Raw genomic sequence first — 18,387 nt, 5'->3', positions numbered from 1 at the left:
CCCGGCGCGCATTTGCGGGTGATCATCGCCGCCGGGAAGTTCCACGGCGTGATCGCGGCGCAGACGCCGACCGGCTGCTTCTGCACGATGATGCGCGAATTCGGGAAGGGCGAGGGAATCGTCTCGCCATAGATGCGCTTGGCTTCCTCGGCATAGAACTCGACGAAGGAGGCGGCATAGGCGACCTCGCCGCGGGCCTCCGCCAGCGGCTTGCCCTGCTCGGCCGTCATGATCTGCGCCAGGTCCTCCTGGTTCGCCATGATCAGCTCGAACCATTTGCGCAGGATCTGCGAGCGTTCCTTTGCAGTCTTCTTCGCCCAGGGCTTGAAGGCCCGCGAGGCGGCCTCGACCGCGGCAGTGGTTTCGTCGGCCCCAAAGCGCGGCACTTTCGCGAGCAGCTCGCCCGTCGCCGGGTTGTCGACCGCATCGACGCCCTCCCCGATCCAGGCGCCATCGACATGGCACTGCGAGCGAAGAAGGGTCGGGTCAGTGAGAGAGAGCATGGCGGGCCTCGGCCGTTTGGGGGCGGGTTCCGGGCCTCTAGCATGCCGGCATGCGACTTGCCGATAGCGAAAGCCGGATGGCCGTCGCCGTCATTGCGAGGAGCGAAGCGACGAAGCAATCCAGGGGGCGTCGAGCGAGCCCTCCTGGCTTGCTTCGCTTACACTCGCAATGACGGTTGGGTCAGGTCGAAAACCGCTCCGCGAGCGGCGGCCATGGCGCGCTCACTTGCCCTGCGGCGTGCAGACCACCTTGTCGTCGAAGACGTAGCAGATGCTCATCTCGCCGGTGCGGACATTGGCGCGGAAGATGCCGCCTTCGCGCTCATGCCGTGAAGGGATCAGGACATAGTCGCTCGGCGGCTGCGGTCCCGCCCCCTCCCCCGCCGGGAAGCAGGCGGTGAGGCCGATGCCGCCCTCCTTGAGCTGGAACTGGCAGGCGCCGACCTCGCCGGTCGCCTTGTCGACGCGGTAGACCCGGTTGAGATCGGTCTGCGGCGCCGGCGCGAACTCGAAAGGCGCGGCGACGGCAGGGCCGGCGAGCAGCGCCGCCGCCAGGCTGGCGAAGACGAGCGCCCGGCCGGTCGCGCGCTTCGGATGTTTCACGAGATTCGACACGGCTTCGACCTCTTCGACGATTCGTGGGCAGGATACCACGCCACCCGGCCAGATTGTGCCCGGCAATTGCCGGGCAAGCCAAAGCGGCCAGATGGCGAGGGGCGACGGCCGGCCCTTGCCAAGCCGCGACCGAAGGCCTTTAAGCCGGCGAACGCCGCCACAGAGACCGCCATGCCCCTGCCTCCCATCGTCGTCTTCGATCTCGACGGCACGCTTGCCGAAACCGCCCCCGACATCATGCGCACGCTCAACGTCATCCTCGAGCGCGAGGGCCTGCCGGCGCTGCCGGTGGAACGGGCCCGCGAACTCGTCGGCGCCGGAGCACGCGCGCTGCTCGAACGCGGCTTCAAGGTCAGCGGCCGGCCGCTTCCGGCGGAGAAGCTGGAACTGCTGTTCGAGGATTTCCTGACGATCTATGCCGGGGCGGTCGCGCCCAACAGCTTCATCCATGACGGCGTCCCGGGGGCGCTCGACGCGCTCGCCGAAGAAGGCTTCGTCTTCGGCGTCTGCACCAACAAGCCGATCCTGCACACCCGCCTGATCCTCGACCATTTTTCGATCACCGGGCGCTTCGCCGCGATCGCCGGGCGCGACAGCTTCCCGTTCTTCAAGCCCGACCCGCGCCATCTGACGCAGACCATCGCGCAGGCCGGCGCCGATCCGGCCCGGGCAGTGATGATCGGCGATTCCCGCACCGATGTGGACACCGCCCGCGCCGCCGGGCTGCCGGTGATCTGCGTGCCGTTCGGCTATACCGACGTGCCGGTCGAGGCGCTTTCGCCCGACCGCGTCATCCAGCATTTCGACGAGCTGCCGGAAGCGGTGCGGGCCGTCCTGCGCTAGAAGCACGTTGCATTGGGGGCGTCTGACGAGGTTCAGTCGTCCCGGGCGACCGGATGGAGACCCGCGTTCCATGCCTGAACCGATCCGGCATGGATTCCGGACCGCGCGGCTTCGCCGGGATGACAGATGTAGTTCGGTCCGAAGGCGCAGGATGGCGGGCAGGACCTGCAACCGCCGCAAGGCCGGCATTGCGCTGCTCGGCCATCTCTTGCCCGAGGCGAACAGCCCCGGCGAGAACAGAAAAAACCGTCGGAATGGTGGGCGATACAGGGATCGAACCTGTGACCCCTCCCGTGTGAAGGGAGTGCTCTACCGCTGAGCTAATCGCCCGGAGCGGCTCTCCTAGGGCGCGCGCGTGGCCGCGTCAAGAATGCCGATGCCGCCGCGGCCCGTCTTCCGCCGGGAAATCGCAAGGCTGCGGCGAGACATCCCGGAATGGCTGCGCAAAAGCCCTACAGCGCCGCCACCATCTCGGGCGGATGCTGGGCCGCGAAGGCCGCGGCATGGGCTCGGAACGCCGTCCAGGCCGGCTGCGGTCTTGAGGAGCCCGGCTGCTCCCGCATGATCGACAGAAGGCGGCGCTCGTCGATGGTCGAGTCCGGGTCGATCCTCGCCGATCTGCACATGGCGCGCGCAATCCGGATGATGCGCTGTTCCTCGGTCTCGTCTGTCGTCATGAGGCAGGTCCTGTGCGGCCTGCCCGGTGAAGCCGGCAGGCGCAAGGCAAACGTTCCGAGGAGCCTGCCAGTTCCATCACATCGCGTTCGCCGCCCGGCAAATCACGCCTCGCCGCGCCCGCTCGCGAAAGCCGGCCAGATTGCGCCAAGAGCGTGGCAGGGCGAAAGGCCTGTTGCCATGCCGCAACGGGTGCGCCGAAACGCGAAGGGTCGCGCCGATGTGATCGTCGATCGATTGCGCCGCAGATGCGCTTCTGCCAGAAATTTTGGGAATTGTTGACGTTTTTCCGTCACCTTTTCCTCCCGCGCCACCGCTCCCTGTCCCGTTTGAGGCCGCAATGACCCGTTTCCTGAACCTGGTTCTGATCGCCGGCGCGTGCCTATCGGCGAGCGCGACCTTGGCTGTCGCCGAGATCGACCCGCTGACCCGCCAGCCGCTGATGCAATATGCCGACCCGGCCAAGGCCCAGGCGACCGCCATCCCGCGCGAGATCGTTTCCTATTCCGGCAAGCATCGTCCCGGCACGATCGTGATCAACACCACCGAGCGCCGCCTCTATTATGTGCTGCCCGATGGCAAGGCCGTGCGCTACGGCGTCGGCGTCGGCCGCCCCGGCTTCGACTGGGCCGGCACGCAGACCATCTCCCGCAAGACCGAATGGCCGACCTGGACCCCGCCGTCCCAGATGCTGAAGCGCCGGCCCGACCTGCCGCGCTTCATGCCTGGCGGCCCGGAGAACCCGATGGGCGCGCGCGCCCTCTATCTCGGCTCGACGCTCTACCGCATCCACGGCTCGAACGAGCCGGAGACGATCGGCCAGGCCGTCTCCTCGGGCTGCATCCGCATGCTGAACGAGGACGTGATCGACCTTTACGAGCGCGCCAAGATCGGCACCCGGGTCGTCGTCGCCCGCTGAACGCACTCGCTTCGGATTTCGTCGACGAAAGGCCGGCTCGCGCCGGCCTTTCGCCTTTCCGTACTCCCCATTTCCGTCATTCCGGACAAGCCGCGAAAGCGGCGCTGCTCCGGAATCCATCGAAGGGCGTCGCACGCTACGATGGATCCCGGCGCTCCGCTTCGCTGCGGCCGGGATGACGGGGATGCAGGTGAAGTCGACCAGGGATCAGTGTCGCCCCTTCCGCTCCCTTGAAAGCCCCTTCGCCTCGAGCGCGTCGAGATAGGCTTGCAGCCTGGCCTCGCCATCGCGGCCGAGCTCGCGCAGATAATCCCAGCCATAGATGCCGGTGTCGTGCATGTCGTCGAAGGTCAGCCGGACGGCATAATGGCCGACCGGCTCGACCTTGAGGATCTCGACCTCGCGCTTGCCCGGCACGGTCTGCTTCTGGGTCGGGCCATGGCCCTGGACCTCGGCCGATGGGCTCTCGACGCGCAGGAGCTCGGCCGAAATGGCATGGCTCTCGCCGCCCTCGAAAGTGACATGCAGGGTGCGGCGGTCCTTCGACAGCCTGATCTCGCTCGGCCAATCTGACATCTTCGTGTTTCCCCAGGCCGGATGCGGCCTTGCGTGCGCTTGACTCGCCCGTGGCGGTGACGATGCTCTCTGCCTATATCAATGGGACGGCCGGCGCACCCGCCGCGCACCGGCCGCCATGACCAGCCGAGGACCAGGGCTTTCGTGCTGCACGATCCGGTGAAACCTTTGACGCGCGCGCCACTGACCGACCCGTTCGGCCGCGACATCTCCTATCTGCGCATCTCGGTGACGGATCGCTGCGATTTCCGCTGCGTCTACTGCATGTCGGAGGACATGGCCTTCCTGCCGAAGCGCGATTTGCTGACGCTGGAGGAGGTCGACCGCGTCGCCACCGCTTTCGTCTCGCGCGGCACGCGCAAGCTGCGCATCACCGGCGGCGAGCCGCTGGTCCGGCGCGACATCATGAACCTGTTCCGCTCGCTCTCGCGCCATCTCGCCTCGGGCGCGCTCGACGAGCTGACGCTGACCACCAATGGCTCGCAGCTCGCCCGCTATGCCGCCGAACTCGCGGCCTGCGGGGTTCGCCGCGTCAACGTCTCGCTCGACACGCTCGACCCGGACAAGTTCCGCAAGATCACGCGCTGGGGCGACCTCGCCAAGGTGCTCGCCGGGATCGAGGCGGCCCGTGCCGCCGGCCTGCGCGTCAAGATCAATGCGGTGGCGCTGAAGGGCGTCAACGAGGACGAGATCGAGGGGCTGATGCAATGGGCCCATGGGCTCGGCATGGACCTGACCCTGATCGAGGTGATGCCGCTCGGCGAGATCGAGCCGGCGCGGCTCGACCAGTTCCTGCCGCTCTCGGTGGTGCGCGCCCGGCTGATGGACCGCTACGCGCTCACCGACGATCCCTACCGGACCGGCGGGCCGGCCCGCTACGTCAAGGTCGCCGAGACCGGCGGGCTCGTCGGCTTCATCACGCCGATGACCCATAATTTCTGCGAGAGCTGCAACCGGGTGCGCCTGACCTGCACCGGCACGCTCTATATGTGCCTCGGCCAGGAGGACGCCGCCGATCTGCGCAGCCCGATCCGCGCCTCCAGCGACGACGCGGCGCTCTACCGCGCCATGGAAGAGGCGATCTCGCGCAAGCCCAAGGGCCATGACTTCGTCATCGACCGGAGGCGGCCGAGGGCGGCGGTGGGCCGGCATATGAGCGTGACCGGGGGCTAGGGCCGAGCGGCCTGCGCCAGACCGAATCGCAGAGCTTGCCAGGAACCGTGCTATCGCACTCTGGCCTATAGGCGCGGCTGCTTTCGACCCGTGGCGGACGTTGAAAAGCCCCGCTTTTGCGCGGCGGGTCTCAGCGCCCGGCAGCCATGAACGCCGGTCGATCCGAACCCCATTGAGATTTCGTCGCCTGTGCGAAAGGACGGCGCCATGGCGGATGACTCCGCAATGATCGAACTCAGCCGGTCCGAACTGCGGGCGGTCGCCGGCTTCGCGGTGGCGTGCGCGCGGCCGGCGTTGGCGCTCTTCGAACGGGAACGCCCTGACGATCTGCGCCCACGAGCCGCGATAGACGCGGCGCAGGCCTTCGCGGATGGCGCCGAGCGGACCAAAGCGCTACGCGACGGCGCATGGGCGGCGCAACAGGCGGCCCAGGACGCCCGCGATGCAGGCCAGGCTGCCGCGAGCGACGCGGCGCGCGCGGCGCTGGCCGCCGCCGGTGCGGCGTTCCTCCACCCCCTGGCGAAAGCGACTCAGGTCAAGCATATCCTGGGGTCAGCCGCCCATGCCGCTCGAGCGTTCGAGCTCTCCGCCGGCAGCGACCCCACCGTCGGAGCTGACTGCATCGCGCAGTCGCGGATCCTTGCGCATTCCGTGGTGGTGGACGTCCTGAGGCGTTATCCGGGAGCCCCGCCCGGCGGTGGGCGGGTCGGAGAACTGATCCGCCAGTTGGACGAGTCTCTGCGATGATCTTGGACGGGAAGGCTGGTCGGCACGAAGCCAAAGTCAGCTTCCCACCCATAGCGCCCCTGACACCGCTCAGGGGTGGGCAACCGCCACCAACCCAGCCCCACACATCCCCGCCCTGCTCCTGCCGCATCTTGCACGCCGCGAGACTGGTGCACTAGTATACATGTCAAGGCCGCGAGCCGCCGCCACTCAGGCGGCGCCGACAGCAGGCCAGGAACGGGGAGAAGACATGGTCAATCTGACACGTCGCAGCGTCGTCGCCGGCGCATCCAGTCTCGCAGCGCTTCAGGCGACCGGCGCCTTCGCCCAGGCCGCCCCGGCGAGCCCGGTGGCGCTCAACATCATCGACGTCGCCGGCAACCTGCAGTTGACCCAGGCCGCGATCGAGAAATTCGCCAAGGACAATCCGAAGCTGATCTCGCGCCTGAATTTCTCGCGCGCGCCCTCGCCCGAACTGCCGGCCAAGCTCAAGGCCCAGCAGGACGCCAACCGCGTCGACATCGACATGGTGCTGACCGGGCCGGGCGCGATGTCGGACGGCGTCCAGCAGGGTCTCTGGGTCGACGTCTGGAAGTCGCACACCGCCGCCCTGCCCAAGGCCGAGGAGATCTATCACGAGCAGGCGCTGATGATGCAGCGCAATTTCGGCCAGAACGAAGGCGTCGCGGTGGTCTATTCGCCGTCGGGGCCGCTGTTCGAATATGCCGCCGACCGGCTGAAGACCGTGCCCAAGACGGCCGAGGAGTTCCTCGCCTATGTGAAGCAGAACAAGAACCGCTTCACCTATGCCCGGCCGCTCAACTCCGGTCCCGGCTGGACCTTCCTGCAGGGCCTGCCCTACATCCTCGGCGACAGCGACCCGAGCGACCCGATGAACGGCTGGACCAAGAGCTGGGCCTATCTCAAGGAACTCGGCACCGGCATCGACTATTATCCCGGCGGCACCACGCCGACGATGAAGGAGCTCGGCGAAGGCACGCGCGACGTCATCGTCTCGACGCTGGGCTGGGACATCAACCCGCGGGCGCTCGGCATCGTGCCGAAGGAGGCCAAGGTCTTCGTCCTCGCCAACACGCACTGGATCCCCGACACCCAGTTCATGTGCATCCCCAAGGGTGTCGCGGCGGCGAAGATCCCGGTGATCCTGGCGCTGATGTCCCACATGCTGAAGCCGGAGGCGCAGGCCGCGACCTATGACAAGGGCTATTTCTATCCCGGCCCGGCGGTGAAGGGCGTGACGCTCGCCATGGCACCGAAGGAGAGCCAGGACGTCATCAAGGAATATGGCCGCCCCGAATATGACGGACTGATCGGCAGCCTGCCGACCCGCCCGCCGCTGACGCCCGAGCGCCTGGTCGCCGCCTTCCGGCGCTGGGACCAGGAGATCGGCGCCGGGCACGCGCCGAAATAGCATGCGCTTCGCTGCCATCGGCCTCGACCATCGCCATGTCTACCATATGGTCGGCGGCCTTCTCGAAGCCGGCGCGGATTGCGCCGGCTTCGATCCGCAGACCAGCGATGCGCGCGTGCTGGCGGGCTTTCGCGAGCGCTTTCCGCAGCTCAAGGAGATGGCGGGCGAGCGCCTGCTCGATGACCCCTCGGTCGACCTCGTCGTCTGCGCCGGCATTCCTTCCGAGCGCGCGCCGCTCGCTGTCAAAGCGATGCGCGCCGGCAAGGACGCGATGGTCGACAAGCCGGGCGTGACCTCCTTCGCCCAGCTCGCCGAGGTCGAGGCCACTGTGGCCGAGACGGGCCGGATCTTTTCGATCTGCTTCTCGGAGCGTTTCGTCGTGCCCTCGACCATCGTCGCCGGCAAGCTGATCGCGGACGGCGCGATCGGGCGCGTGGTGCAGACGGTCGGCCTGGGCCCGCACCGGCTCAACCGCGCGATCCGCCCGGACTGGTTCTTCGAGAAGGAGCAGGCCGGCGGCATCCTCGCCGACATCGCCTCGCACCAGATCGACCAGTTCCTGCATTTCACCGGCTCGCAGGATGCCGAGATCGTCGCTTCCGGCATCGGCCATTTCGGCGAGGCCGACCTGCCGGATTACGAGGATTTCGGCGAGGTGCTGCTGCGCAGCGACAGGGCCTCCGGCTTCATCCGCGTCGACTGGTTCACCGCCGACGGGCTGCCGACATGGGGCGATGGCCGCCTCACCATCCTCGGCACGAAGGGCACCATCGAGCTGCGCAAATATGTCGACATCGCCGGGCGGCCGGGAACCGACCATCTCTTCCTCGTCGACAGCGCCGGAACGCGCCATATCGACGCCTCCGGCGAGAAGCTGACCTATTTCCGCAGGCTGATCGCGGATATTGCCGACCGGAGCGAGACCGCCTCCTCGCAGCAGCACATGTTCACCGTCTGCCGGCTCGCCCTCCAGGCGCAGGCGCAGGCCGTCCGCCTTCCCAAGACAGGAACGAGACCGACGTGAAGCGCAAGATCGGCATCGCCGTCATCGGCCTCGGGCCAGCCTCCCTGCCCCATTCGCGCAGCCTCGCCGACCTCGCCGAGCGGCTCGACGTGCGCTGGGTCGCCAGCCGCTCGCCCGAGCGGCTGGCCGCCTACCGCCAGCAGTTCCCCTTCCCCGGCACGACCGATATCGAGGCCGTCCTCGCCGACGAAAACGTCGAGGCGGTGATCGTGCTGACGCCGCCATCGAGCCATCTCGAGGTCTCGGCGCGCTGCCTGGCCGCCGGCAAGCATGTGCTGGTCGAAAAGCCGCTCGAATTGACCGTCGCCCGCGGCGAGGCGCTGGTCGCGGCGGCGCGGCGGGCCGGCAAGGTCTTCGGCGTCGTGCTGCAGCATCGGTTCCGGCCGGCGAGCCTGCGCCTCAAGGCGGCGCTCGACGGCGGCGAGCTCGGCGAGGTCGAGGCCGCCCTGCTGCAGGTGCCGTGGTGGCGGCCGCAGGCCTATTACGACGAGCCGGGACGCGGCACGCTGGCCCGCGACGGCGGCGGCGTGCTGCTGACGCAGGCGATCCATTCGCTCGACCTGTTCCGCTCGCTGATCGGCGTCTCGAAGGTCGTCGCCGCGCAGGTCCGCACCACCGGCCTGCACGCGATGGAGACGGAGGACTATGTCGGCGCCCTGCTGGAGACCAGCAATGGCGCGCCGGCGACGCTGGTCACCACCACCGCCGCCTATCCCGGCCATCCCGAGCGCATCGAGATCATCGGCCGCAAGGGCCATGCCGCGCTGACGGGCGGTCGGTTGCAGCTTTCCTTCCTCGACGGGCGCAGCGAGGTGGTGGAAGCCGAGGGCAGCACCGGCAGCGGCGCCAACATCATGGACTTTCCGCATGATGCGCACCGGGCGGTGATCGCGGATTTCCTCGATGCGATCGAGAACGGCGGCGAGCCTGTCGTCACCGGCGAAGGTGCGCTGGCATCGCAGCGGCTGATCGACGAGATCCTCGCCCGCGGGCGGGTTCAGGCGTCGGGCTGAGCCTCGATCCCGGCGGCGCGCAGCGCCGCCCAGACGCGCTCGCGCAAGGCCGGCGACACCGGCCTGACCAGACGGCCGAAGCTTTCCAGCGACAGGGCCGGCTCGATGCGCCTCGCTTCCGCGACGGCGCGCCTTGCCTCCTCGACCCGCCCGAGCTCGACCAGCGCCGCCGCCAGCGCGAGCCGCGACCAGGTCTCGCGCATCTGCAACTGCGTCGCGGTGCGCCCCGCCACTTCCGCCGCGGCATAGTCGCCGAGGCTGTAATGGCAGAAGGAGCGCAGCGTCAGGAACATGCTGGAGAGCGGGTCCTTGGGGCTCAGCTTGAGCGCGGTCTCGATGCTCGCCAGCGCCTGCGCCGGCTGCGCGGCGTAGACCAGCGCCTGCGCCAGGCCGAAATGCGCCTGGGCGAAGCTGGGATTGAACGCGATCGCCAGGCGCAGATGGTGCAGCGCCCGCCCGATCTCGCCCGCGAGCGTCAGGAGCCGTCCCAGCGCGAAATGGCCGAAGGCGTTCTCGCCATCGAGCACCACCGCCGTCTCGGCATGGCCGATGCCCTCGGCGAGGACCGGTCGCGGATCGGGCGCAAAATACCAGACCGCGCGGACGAAGGCGGCATAGCCGAGCCCGGCATGGGGCAAGGCGAAGTCGGGCGCGCGCTCCACCGCCCGGCGGAACAGTTCCTCGCCTGCGGCGACGTCGTCGCGGGTAAAGCGGTAGACGTGCCAAAGGCCGCGATGGAACAGCTCCCAGGCATCGAGCTCGCGCGGCAGCCTGCGGGCGGCGCGCTCGCGCTCGTCCTGCCGGACCTCGGCGTCGACGCGATCGACGATGCCGGCGACGATCTCGTCCTGCATCGCGAAGATGTCGGCCATGGCGCGGTCGTAGCGCTCGGCCCAGATGCAGCGGTTGCCGGCGGAATCGATGAGTTGCGCGGTGACGCGCAGGCGCTCGCCGGCCCGGCGCAGGCTGCCGGCCAGCGCATAGCGCGCCGAGAGTTCGGCGGCTGCCACCGAGGCGGTCTCCGGCCTGCCCGAGAACAGGTAGCTCGACTGGCGGGCGATGACCGAGAAATCGCGCCGGCGCGACAGTTCGGTGATCAGATCCTCGGAAAAACCCTCGGCCATGAAGTTCTGGTCAGGGTCGCCGCCGAGATTGACGAAGGGCAGGACCGCGATCGAGAAGCTCGTTGGCGCCGGCGCGGATTGCGCGGCGAGCGGTTCCGAAGCGGTTACGGGCACCGCCGGCAGGTCCGGTGCATCGGCGATCCGGCGCAGCAGCGTCGTCGTCTCGACCGAAGGCTGGACGCCGAGTTCGCGTGAAAGAACGTCCTGGCAGTTCTGGAACTGGGTCATCGCGCGCGACCGCTCGCCCGAGGCGGCATAACACTCGATCAGCAGACGGTGGCTCTGTTCGCGCAGGGGATCGAGCGCGACGAGGCGCTGGCCGAGCTCGATCGCCGGGCCGAAGCGCCCGGCCTGCCGATGCGCGGCAATCGCCTTCTGTGTCGCGGCGGTCGCGAGGCCCCGGCAACGCATGCGCTCGAAGGCGAGCCATTCGGCGAAGCTCTCCGAAGGCAGCACGCCGCCTTCGAGCAGTTCGGTGCGCAGGACGAGGCCGAGGAACTCGTCGGTGACGTCCTCCCTGCCGGCGGCAGCGGCGGCCAGCCGGTCGACATCGAGCCCGATCAGTCCCGGGACGAGTTCGACGGTGTCGCGCTCGCCGCCAAGCGCCCCGGCGCCGAGCAGAGCGCGGATCGCGGCGAGGCCGTTGCGCAGGCTGCCGCGCGCCTGCTCCTCCTGCCGCTCGCCCCAGAACAGGCCGGCAAGCTTCTCGCGCGAATGGGCGAGCCCGGCCGGCAGGGCGAGATAGGCCAGCAGCAGTTGCGCCTTGCGCGTCGGCAGCAGGGCCGCGCCGCCGCCTTCATGGCGCAGGTCGAAACCACCGAACAGGCTGAGCCTGAAGCGTGCGGCCTCGCAACACGGCACGCCGGCCGAACTTTCCATGGATGGACCCCTGACGAGAGGGAATTCCTGTCGATTTACCGCAAGTTTCACGCCGCTTCCATGCCGGGCTGATGGCCCCCGCCTAGACCACCTCCAATGCCGCCGCCCGGATGGTCCGGCCGCGGTAGCCAGCCCCTGGAGGCTTTCAGATGCGCATTCCCGGAAACCAGCTGCTTAACGAGATTCACGGTCCCTACCAGTTCCCGCTCGCCGCAGAGCCCGGCCGCCGGCACCTCGCCCAATCGGCCGGCCGCCTGATCGCAGGCTTCGCAGCCTGGTGCAGGGCCGCCGGCCGGCGCCGCATGCTGAGGCGCGCGGAAGCGGACATGGCCCGGCTCGACGACCGCATGCTCGCCGATATCGGCATCACCCGCATCCAGATCGGCGCCGCCGTCGCCGGGGTGCCGCTGCGCGAATGTGTCGAACTCGCCGATCGAACCGGGGCCTGAACGCCTCGCTCCATCCCCTCTGAAATCGAAAGACGCACCATGACCATCACCGATATCCGCGGCCACGCCCTCTCCGGCGCCAACGCCGACGCCGCCCTCGCCTATTCCGACGCGATCCGGCAGTTCTCCGTCTACGCCGGCGATCCGGTCGGCGCGGCCGAGAGCCTGATCGCGGCCGGGCCCGGCTTCGTCATGGCGCATGCGCTGAAGGCCTGGCTCTATCTGCTCGGCACGGCCCCGGCAGCCCTCCCGGTCGCGCGGGCGGCGATCGCGGCGGCGGAGGCCTTGCCGGGGACCGCCCAGGAGCGCGGCCATCTGGCGGCGCTGCGCCATCTCGCCGCCGGCCAGTGGCACCTCGCCTCGCGCGTCATCGAGGATGTGGCGCTGGAAAACCCGCGCGACCTGCTGGCGCTGATCGCCGGGCATCAGATCGACTACTTCACCGGCAATGGCCGCATGCTGAAGGATCGGATCGCGCGGGCGCTGCCGGCCTGGTCGAAGACGACTCCCGGCCACCATTCGATGCTCGGCATGCATGCCTTCGGACTCGAGGAGAACGGGCTCTACGGGCAGGCCGAGCGCCAGGGTCGCGCCGCGCTCGCCGCGGAGGCCGGCGATGGCTGGGCGCGGCATGCGGTCGCCCATGTGCTGGAGATGCAGGGCCGCCATGACGACGGCATCGCCTTCATGCGCGAGGACCTGGCGAGCTGGACGACCGACAGCTTCCTCGCCGTCCACAACTGGTGGCATCTGGCGCTCTATCACCTCGAGCTCGGTCAGATCGACGAGGTGCTGGAGCTGGTCGACGGGCCGATCACCTCGGTCGCCGCGCCGCAGATGATGGACCTGATCGACGCCTCCGCCATGCTCTGGCGGCTGCATCTGCGCGGCGTCGATGTCGGCCAGCGCTGGCAGCTGCTGGCGCGACAATACGAGGCGGGGTGGAGCGCCGGCGGCTACGCCTTCAACGATTTCCACGCCATGATGGCCTTTGTCGGGGCCGGCCGGCGCGATCTCGCCGAGCAGACGCTGGAGACGCAGTCGATCGCCCTGCTCGCCGCCAGCGACAATGCCGATTTCACGCAGCAGGTCGGCTATCCGCTGATGCAGGCGCTCAAGGCCTTCGGCGAGGGCCGTTACGGCGATGCCGTGCGGCTGATCCGGCCGGTGCGCGCCATCGCCGCGCGCTTCGGCGGCAGCAATGCCCAGCGCGACATCATCGACCTGACGCTGATCGAGGCGGCCTTGCGCGCCGGCGAGCGCTCGCTGGCAAAGGCGCTGGCGGCTGAGCGGGTGATGGCGAAGCACGACAGCCCGCTCGCCAAGCTCTTCGCGCGGCGCGCCGGGCTCTCAAGCTGCGGCGATCAGGCCGGCTGCGACGGCCTGACCTGCGGGATCGCCGCAGCGTGAGCCCCGACTTGCGGCGGCGGACCCCGCAAGGCCCGCTGCCGCAAGCTCTCACATCCGGTAGGCCATGCGCACGCCGCCCCAATGGCGGCCGTTGACGCGCAGCGGCGCGTCGACCTCGCGCATCAGCTGGGTGCCGGCTTCGCCCATGTCGCGATGATAGGACTGCACCAGGAACGGCCTGGTCGAGCGCGCCGCCATGATGCCGGCGCGATCGTCGAAGATGCGGCGGTCGCGGCTATAGGCCGGGTCCCAATCGCGATCGCCGGGTCGCTGCGGCAGGGAATATTGCGGGTGATGCACCGGGATGTAGCCGTTGCGGTCGATCGCCACGGTGAAGACCAGGCGCGAATCGCTCCTCAATGCCTCCGCCAGCGCCGGCGGCAGGATCGCCTGGAGCACGGGCAGCGCGCGATTGGTGAACTGCCGCGGCTCGGTATCGGGCAGCGCGGCATAATCGGTGTCGAACAGCTCGTCCTCGCTCAGCCGGCGCTGGCTCAGGGCGTCCTCGAACAGCAGCGCCACCTGCCGCGAAAAGAGCTGGGCCCGTTCGATCAGCGGCCGGTAGCCGTCCTCGACCTCGGCCAGGCGCTGGCGCAGCGCCGCCTGACCCTGGCCGTCGTCGGCATCGAAGGCGATCTCGAAGGCGATATGCAGGCCGAGATCGCTCCTCGCCTTGACCCGGCAGGCCAGCGCCGGCAGGCCGTCGATCGTCAGTTCACCCCGAGCCCCGACCGGCAGGCGCAGATCCTCGCCGCCGGAGAGAAGCGTGCCGCCGCAGCCGAGATCGATGGTCTGGAGCGCGAAAACCTCGCCCGCGACCTTCAGAGTGACCGGGAACTCGGCCGGGAAGCGATCATGCCGGCGCCGGTCGGCGAACACGGTCTGGCGCAAGGTCGGGACGAAACGCTCGAGCAGGCCGTCTGCCTGGCGGGCGCCCTCCGAGAGCGCGCGCCGCGCTCCGGCGCTCTCGTCGGCAGCTGCGAGCGCGACCCGGTCGATGTCGCTGACGCGGTGCTGGACGGTCTCGATAAAGCGCGCCGTCACCTCGGCGCTGCGCGTGAGCTCGGCCGCGGCCGCCGCCTGTTCATGCGAAGCCTCGCCGATCGTCGCCATGACGGGGTTGACGTCACCGACCAGCCGGAACGCGTCGCTGACGAAGGCGGCCGAGCCCTGCGCCGTCTGGTTCAGCCGGTCGACCCGGCCGCGGATGTCGTCGACCGCCTCGCGGACCTCGAGCGAGAGCGACTTCACCTCCTGCGCGACCACGCCGAAGCCGCGGCCCGCCTCGCCGGCGCGGGCGGCCTCGATGGTGGCGTTGAGGGCGAGCAAATTGGTCTGGCGGGCGATCTCGGCGATGGCGTCGACGATCGAGCGGATCTCGCTGGTCGCCAGCGCCAGGTCGCTCATCATCTGCGTCGCCTCGGCGGCGCGGGTCGCAGCAGCGTCGAGCATGTCCCTGGCGCCCGTCATCGAGGCACCGACGCGCTCGGCCGCCTCGGAAACCTGCAGGGTCGCGCTGGCGAGCGCCGATGAATTGGCGCTGGCGGTGAAGGTGACGTCGCGCAGCTCGGCCATGCCGCCATGGATCTCGCGCGAGCGGGCCTCCGAGCGGGCGGAGAACTCCTCGGCCCGGTCGAGCCCGTCATTGAGCCGGCGCATGGCGGCCACGACATCGTTCTCGAGTTCGTTGATGGCTTCGCCGAGCGGCGCTTCGGCCTGCGGGCCGGGCGGCGCCGGAGCGGGCACTGCGGCGGCCGGCTCAGCCGGCACCGCGACCGGCGCGGCGGAGCCGACACGGTCCAACAGACGCCGGACTGAGCGAGCAAGCATAGGCCGATCCCGGAATAGCGCGAACCTGCAAGCTATGCGGCGAACAGGGTTAACAAACCCTCTCGGCCACCCACCCGAAGCAAAATTCCGCAAGGTCAGCTTCCCGTGCTGCCCGCGGCGCGCGCATACGGCTGCCCTCGGCGCGGGCATGGACCCTGCCCGGCCCGCCGGACTAGATTGTCCAGCCTGTCGGCAGCAGCCGGCCGGACGCCAGGACATAAAACAAGCGATGACCGCGCCTCGTCACGACGTGATCGTCGCCGATCTCAGCACCGGCGGCCAGACGCCCTTCGATCTCTCTCCCTTAGATCTCTCTAGCTTGGCCCTCGCCCGCTGCGGCGCCTGAGCCTACCGACCGGACTGGAACCTGCCTTGGCCACCGCCGCCCAGAACCGCAGCGGAATCCTCGCCATGCTGGCGGCGATGTCGCTGTTCGTCGCCAACGACGCCATGATGAAGCTCGCGCGCGCGGCGTTCCCTGCCGGCCAGGCGCTGGCGCTGCGGACCTGCTTCGCGATCCTGATCGCCCTGGCCCTTGTCGCCATACTGGGCGACTGGCGCAAGCTCGGCTCGGGGCTGAGGCCGATCCTGCTGCTGCGCGGGCTGGTCGACGCTTCGGTGGCACTCTGCTTCATCTGGGCGCTCGGCATGCTGCCGCTCGCCAATGTCACCGCCATCGCCATGGCCTCGCCGCTGCTGATCGTGGTGCTGGCGGTGCTGCTGCGGATCGAGACGGTCGGCTGGCGGCGCACGGCGGCGCTCAGCGTCGGCTTCGCCGGCGTGCTGATCGTGATCCGGCCGGATGCCGACGGCTTCAACCTCGCCGCGCTGGTCGCGCTCGCAAGCGCCGGGCTGACCGCGACGCGCGACGTGATGACCCGATGGATCAGCGCCGACATTCCGGCCACGATCATCGCTCTGACCACCACCATTGTCGGCGGCCTCATGGCCCTGAGCCTCGGGACGCTCGAAAGCTGGCAACCGGCCTGGCGGATCGAGACGCTCTATCTGGCGCTGGCGGCGCTGCTCGTCTCGGGCGGGAGCCTGTGCATCATCCGCGCCTTCCGCCAGACGGATGTCGGCGTGGTCGCCGGCTATCGCTACTCGGTCGTCGTCTTCGCGGTCGTCCTCGGCTACCTGATCTGGGGCGAAACACCCGATGCGGTGGCCTTTTGCGGCATCGCGCTGATCGTCGGCAGCGGCCTCTACACCCTGCACCGCCAGCGGGTGCGGCCGGATTCCCGGCTGAAGCCCGACCGGATGAAGCCATTATGAGACCGAACCGCCCCGCTTTGCTGATCCTGGTGGCGATCTCGGCGTTGCAGCCGATCGCGCTCAACATGGTCGCACCGGCGACGCCGGCGCTGGCGCGCGGCTTTTCCGCCAGCTACGCCACGATCCAGCTGACGCTGACGCTCTTCCTCGTCGCCGTGGCCCTGACCCAGCTCGTCGTCGGACCGCTTTCCGACCGTTTCGGCCGGCGCCCCTGCGTGCTTGCCGGCATCGTTGTCTTCATCCTCGGCTCGGCGCTGGGCGCGCTGGCACAGAGCACCGAGGCGCTGCTGTTCTCGCGCGTGCTGGAGGGCGCCGGGGCCGGCACGACCTTCGCCCTGGCGCGCGCCATCATCCGCGACACTTCGAGCCGCGACGAGGCGGCGGGCCAGATCGCCTCGGTGACCATGGTCATGGTCGTCGCCCCGATGATCGCGCCCTATGTCGGCGGCCATATCGAGACCTGGGCCGGCTGGCGCATGATCTTCTGGGCGATGACCGGGGCCGGCGTGGTGGCGCTCGTGCTGACAGCCCTGCGCCTGCCCGAGACCGCCCCCAGCGTCGGCATCCGCACCTCGCTGCTCGGCATCTTCCGCGCCTTTCCCGAGCTCGCCTCCAACCGCAGCTTCATCGTCGACGTCATTGCGCTGACGATGACATCCGCCTCCTTCTTCGCCTTCATCGCCGCGGCGCCCTTCATCGTGGTCGAGACCATGGGGCGTGGCTCGGACGTCTATGGCGCTTATTTCATCCTGAGCGCCTTCGGCTACATGATCGGCAATTTCGCGATGTCGCGGCTGGCCATGCGGATCGGCACGGCGCGGATGATTCGCATCGGCCTGGTGATCTCCTTCGTCGCAATGACGGTGGCGCTCGCCATCTCGCTCTCGCCATTCTGGACGCCACTGACGCTGTTCCTGCCGCTCGCGGTGAATGCCATCGGCAACGGGCTGACGATTCCCGGCGCGACCGCCGCCGCCCTCTCGGCCAAACCCGAGCTCGCCGGCTCGGCGGCGGGGCTGATGGGCGCCGTCCAGCTCGGCTCCGGCGCGCTCGCGACGATCGTGATCAGCGCGGCGGTGACGGTCTGGCCGCAATCGCTGATGGCGATGATGTGGCTGATGCTGGTCGCGGCGCTGCTGGCCCTGCGTTTCAGCCGCTGATCCACAGCGGGCGCAGCCGATAATCTTGCGCGTCATGTCGCATTGGTATAACCGCCCTTCATGTGGCGCATAGTTCCGCCATAATTCCGGGACGCCAGGGAGGACCGCAGGTGGAAGGACCACTCGCTTTCAGCCGCGTGATCGACAAGATCAATCGAGAGATTGGCAAGAAGATTGCCTGGCTGATCCTGCTCGCCGTCATCGTCGCGACGGTCAATGCCATCATCCGCAAGGTCTTCAGCGTCTCGTCGAACGCCTGGCTCGAGCTGCAATGGGTGCTGTTCGGCGCAGTCTTCCTGCTTTGCGCCGCCTGGACCTTGCAGGTGAAGGAGCACATCCGCATCGACATCGTGAACAACATGCTGCCCAAGCGCGTGCAGCAATGGATCGATCTTATCGGCCACACGCTGTTCCTGATGCCGCTCTGCCTGCTGATGATCTATCACTCCTGGCCGTTCTTCACGCGCTCCTATGCGGTGAACGAGCAGTCGCTCTCGGCCGGCGGGCTGCCGCAATGGCCGGCCAAGGGCCTGGTCATCATCGGCTTCATCCTGCTCGCATTCCAGGGCGTCTCCGAGATCATCAAGCAGATCGCGATCATGCGCGGAAAGCTGGACGACGACGAGCATGGCGGCGGCCATGCCGCCGCGGCCGAGGCCGAGGCACAGCGCCTGATCGAGCAGGCCAAGGCCGAAGGCCTGGCTTCCTGAATCCCGCGGCAGAACCCCGGACCCCGTCGATGACCCTTTCCCGCCTTCCGC

The 18,387-nt window shown here is 68.9% G+C and carries 18 protein-coding genes and 1 tRNA gene; 12 read left to right on the top strand and 7 right to left on the bottom strand.

Features of this window, described 5'->3' with window-relative positions:
- Both V6M56_RS10530 and V6M56_RS10525 read right to left on the bottom strand, forming a co-directional pair.
- The coding region (locus V6M56_RS10530) for an aldehyde dehydrogenase family protein (RefSeq protein WP_332683483.1) at nucleotides 1-503 on the bottom strand (503 nt) is incomplete at its 3' end.
- 222 nt (nucleotides 504-725) lie between these two features.
- Nucleotides 726-1,118, bottom strand: a complete 393-nt coding sequence (locus V6M56_RS10525) for a hypothetical protein (RefSeq protein ID WP_442881129.1) — start codon at nucleotides 1,116-1,118, stop codon at nucleotides 726-728.
- A gap of 171 nt (nucleotides 1,119-1,289) precedes the next feature.
- Between V6M56_RS10525 and V6M56_RS10520 the strand changes: the two genes are divergently transcribed.
- Nucleotides 1,290-1,961: an HAD family hydrolase gene (locus V6M56_RS10520; protein ID WP_332683482.1), complete on the top strand. Its 672-nt coding sequence runs from the start codon at nucleotides 1,290-1,292 to the stop codon at nucleotides 1,959-1,961.
- 255 nt (nucleotides 1,962-2,216) lie between these two features.
- On the opposite strand, the gene V6M56_RS10515 is transcribed toward V6M56_RS10520, so the two are convergent.
- Both V6M56_RS10515 and V6M56_RS10510 read right to left on the bottom strand, forming a co-directional pair.
- Nucleotides 2,217-2,291: transfer RNA gene (locus tag V6M56_RS10515), tRNA-Val, on the bottom strand.
- Between the two features lie 122 nt (nucleotides 2,292-2,413).
- A complete protein-coding gene (locus V6M56_RS10510) occupies nucleotides 2,414-2,638 on the bottom strand; it encodes a hypothetical protein (protein ID WP_332683481.1) in 225 nt (74 codons plus the stop codon).
- 338 nt (nucleotides 2,639-2,976) lie between these two features.
- On the opposite strand from V6M56_RS10510, the gene V6M56_RS10505 reads away from it, so the two are divergent.
- The gene (locus V6M56_RS10505; RefSeq protein ID WP_332683480.1) at nucleotides 2,977-3,555 is read left to right on the top strand and encodes a L,D-transpeptidase; all 579 of its coding nucleotides are present in this window, start codon (nucleotides 2,977-2,979) and stop codon (nucleotides 3,553-3,555) included.
- A gap of 207 nt (nucleotides 3,556-3,762) precedes the next feature.
- On the opposite strand, the gene V6M56_RS10500 is transcribed toward V6M56_RS10505, so the two are convergent.
- A complete protein-coding gene (locus V6M56_RS10500) occupies nucleotides 3,763-4,131 on the bottom strand; it encodes a gamma-butyrobetaine hydroxylase family protein (protein WP_332683479.1) in 369 nt (122 codons plus the stop codon).
- A 168-nt stretch (nucleotides 4,132-4,299) separates the two neighbouring features.
- On the opposite strand from V6M56_RS10500, the gene moaA reads away from it, so the two are divergent.
- The 5 genes from moaA (at nucleotide 4,300) to V6M56_RS10475 (ending at nucleotide 9,499) form a co-directional block, all read left to right on the top strand.
- The gene (gene moaA / locus V6M56_RS10495; protein WP_442881128.1) at nucleotides 4,300-5,304 is read left to right on the top strand and encodes a GTP 3',8-cyclase MoaA; all 1,005 of its coding nucleotides are present in this window, start codon (nucleotides 4,300-4,302) and stop codon (nucleotides 5,302-5,304) included.
- A 207-nt stretch (nucleotides 5,305-5,511) separates the two neighbouring features.
- A complete protein-coding gene (locus tag V6M56_RS10490; RefSeq protein WP_332683475.1) occupies nucleotides 5,512-6,051 on the top strand; it encodes a putative immunity protein in 540 nt (179 codons plus the stop codon).
- A gap of 229 nt (nucleotides 6,052-6,280) precedes the next feature.
- On the top strand, nucleotides 6,281-7,462 hold the full coding sequence (locus V6M56_RS10485) for an extracellular solute-binding protein (protein ID WP_332683473.1): 1,182 nt from the start codon (nucleotides 6,281-6,283) through the stop codon (nucleotides 7,460-7,462).
- Between the two features lies 1 nt (nucleotide 7,463).
- Complete coding sequence (locus tag V6M56_RS10480) at nucleotides 7,464-8,486, top strand: Gfo/Idh/MocA family protein (protein WP_332683471.1); 1,023 nt, start codon at nucleotides 7,464-7,466, stop codon at nucleotides 8,484-8,486.
- Nucleotides 8,483-9,499: a Gfo/Idh/MocA family protein gene (locus V6M56_RS10475; protein ID WP_332683470.1), complete on the top strand. Its 1,017-nt coding sequence runs from the start codon at nucleotides 8,483-8,485 to the stop codon at nucleotides 9,497-9,499. The genes V6M56_RS10480 and V6M56_RS10475 overlap by 4 nt, the downstream gene beginning before the upstream one ends.
- On the opposite strand, the gene V6M56_RS10470 is transcribed toward V6M56_RS10475, so the two are convergent.
- The gene (locus V6M56_RS10470) at nucleotides 9,484-11,502 is read right to left on the bottom strand and encodes a BTAD domain-containing putative transcriptional regulator (protein WP_332683468.1); all 2,019 of its coding nucleotides are present in this window, start codon (nucleotides 11,500-11,502) and stop codon (nucleotides 9,484-9,486) included. The genes V6M56_RS10475 and V6M56_RS10470 overlap by 16 nt on opposite strands.
- A gap of 149 nt (nucleotides 11,503-11,651) precedes the next feature.
- Here V6M56_RS10470 and V6M56_RS10465 point away from each other — a divergent pair, with 149 nt between their 5' ends.
- Nucleotides 11,652-11,951 (top strand): DUF1127 domain-containing protein, encoded by a 300-nt coding sequence (locus V6M56_RS10465; RefSeq protein ID WP_332683466.1) that lies wholly within the window; start codon nucleotides 11,652-11,654, stop codon nucleotides 11,949-11,951.
- Between the two features lie 39 nt (nucleotides 11,952-11,990).
- Nucleotides 11,991-13,361 carry a tetratricopeptide repeat protein gene (locus V6M56_RS10460; protein ID WP_332683464.1) on the top strand — a complete coding sequence of 457 codons (1,371 nt, stop codon included), beginning with the start codon at nucleotides 11,991-11,993 and terminating at the stop codon, nucleotides 13,359-13,361.
- A gap of 48 nt (nucleotides 13,362-13,409) precedes the next feature.
- Here the strand turns inward: V6M56_RS10460 and V6M56_RS10455 are convergent, their stop codons facing one another.
- Entirely contained in the window at nucleotides 13,410-15,191 is a 1,782-nt protein-coding gene (locus V6M56_RS10455) for a methyl-accepting chemotaxis protein (RefSeq protein WP_332683463.1), read from the bottom strand.
- 372 nt (nucleotides 15,192-15,563) lie between these two features.
- On the opposite strand from V6M56_RS10455, the gene V6M56_RS10450 reads away from it, so the two are divergent.
- From V6M56_RS10450 to V6M56_RS10440, 3 genes are all read left to right on the top strand, one after another.
- Nucleotides 15,564-16,466 (top strand): DMT family transporter, encoded by a 903-nt coding sequence (locus tag V6M56_RS10450; RefSeq protein WP_332683461.1) that lies wholly within the window; start codon nucleotides 15,564-15,566, stop codon nucleotides 16,464-16,466.
- Nucleotides 16,463-17,626, top strand: coding sequence for a multidrug effflux MFS transporter (locus tag V6M56_RS10445; protein ID WP_332683460.1), 1,164 nt, complete (start codon nucleotides 16,463-16,465; stop codon nucleotides 17,624-17,626). Before V6M56_RS10450 ends, V6M56_RS10445 begins: the two co-directional genes overlap by 4 nt.
- A 110-nt stretch (nucleotides 17,627-17,736) precedes the next feature.
- The gene (locus tag V6M56_RS10440) at nucleotides 17,737-18,336 is read left to right on the top strand and encodes a TRAP transporter small permease subunit (RefSeq protein WP_332683458.1); all 600 of its coding nucleotides are present in this window, start codon (nucleotides 17,737-17,739) and stop codon (nucleotides 18,334-18,336) included.
- Nucleotides 18,337-18,387: the final 51 nt, after the last annotated feature.

The sequence above is a fragment of the Allobosea sp. genome, from assembly GCF_036675845.1.
Lineage (GTDB): Bacteria > Pseudomonadota > Alphaproteobacteria > Rhizobiales > Beijerinckiaceae > Allobosea.
The sequence above is the reverse complement of the archived record's forward strand: the minus strand, read 5'-3'. Positions and strand labels throughout refer to the sequence as shown.

Excerpts from the sequence above, each read along its gene's own strand:
- V6M56_RS10520 (WP_332683482.1), top strand. The coding sequence starts at position 1,290 with ATGCCCCTGCCTCCCATCGTCGTCTTCGATCTCGACGGCACGCTTGCC.
- V6M56_RS10510 (WP_332683481.1), bottom strand. The coding sequence starts at position 2,638 with ATGACGACAGACGAGACCGAGGAACAGCGCATCATCCGGATTGCGCGC.
- V6M56_RS10505 (WP_332683480.1), top strand. The coding sequence starts at position 2,977 with ATGACCCGTTTCCTGAACCTGGTTCTGATCGCCGGCGCGTGCCTATCG.
- V6M56_RS10500 (WP_332683479.1), bottom strand. The coding sequence starts at position 4,131 with ATGTCAGATTGGCCGAGCGAGATCAGGCTGTCGAAGGACCGCCGCACC.
- V6M56_RS10490 (WP_332683475.1), top strand. The coding sequence starts at position 5,512 with ATGGCGGATGACTCCGCAATGATCGAACTCAGCCGGTCCGAACTGCGG.
- V6M56_RS10485 (WP_332683473.1), top strand. The coding sequence starts at position 6,281 with ATGGTCAATCTGACACGTCGCAGCGTCGTCGCCGGCGCATCCAGTCTC.
- V6M56_RS10480 (WP_332683471.1), top strand. The coding sequence starts at position 7,464 with ATGCGCTTCGCTGCCATCGGCCTCGACCATCGCCATGTCTACCATATG.
- V6M56_RS10470 (WP_332683468.1), bottom strand. The coding sequence starts at position 11,502 with ATGGAAAGTTCGGCCGGCGTGCCGTGTTGCGAGGCCGCACGCTTCAGG.
- V6M56_RS10465 (WP_332683466.1), top strand. The coding sequence starts at position 11,652 with ATGCGCATTCCCGGAAACCAGCTGCTTAACGAGATTCACGGTCCCTAC.
- V6M56_RS10460 (WP_332683464.1), top strand. The coding sequence starts at position 11,991 with ATGACCATCACCGATATCCGCGGCCACGCCCTCTCCGGCGCCAACGCC.
- V6M56_RS10455 (WP_332683463.1), bottom strand. The coding sequence starts at position 15,191 with ATGCTTGCTCGCTCAGTCCGGCGTCTGTTGGACCGTGTCGGCTCCGCC.
- V6M56_RS10445 (WP_332683460.1), top strand. The coding sequence starts at position 16,463 with ATGAGACCGAACCGCCCCGCTTTGCTGATCCTGGTGGCGATCTCGGCG.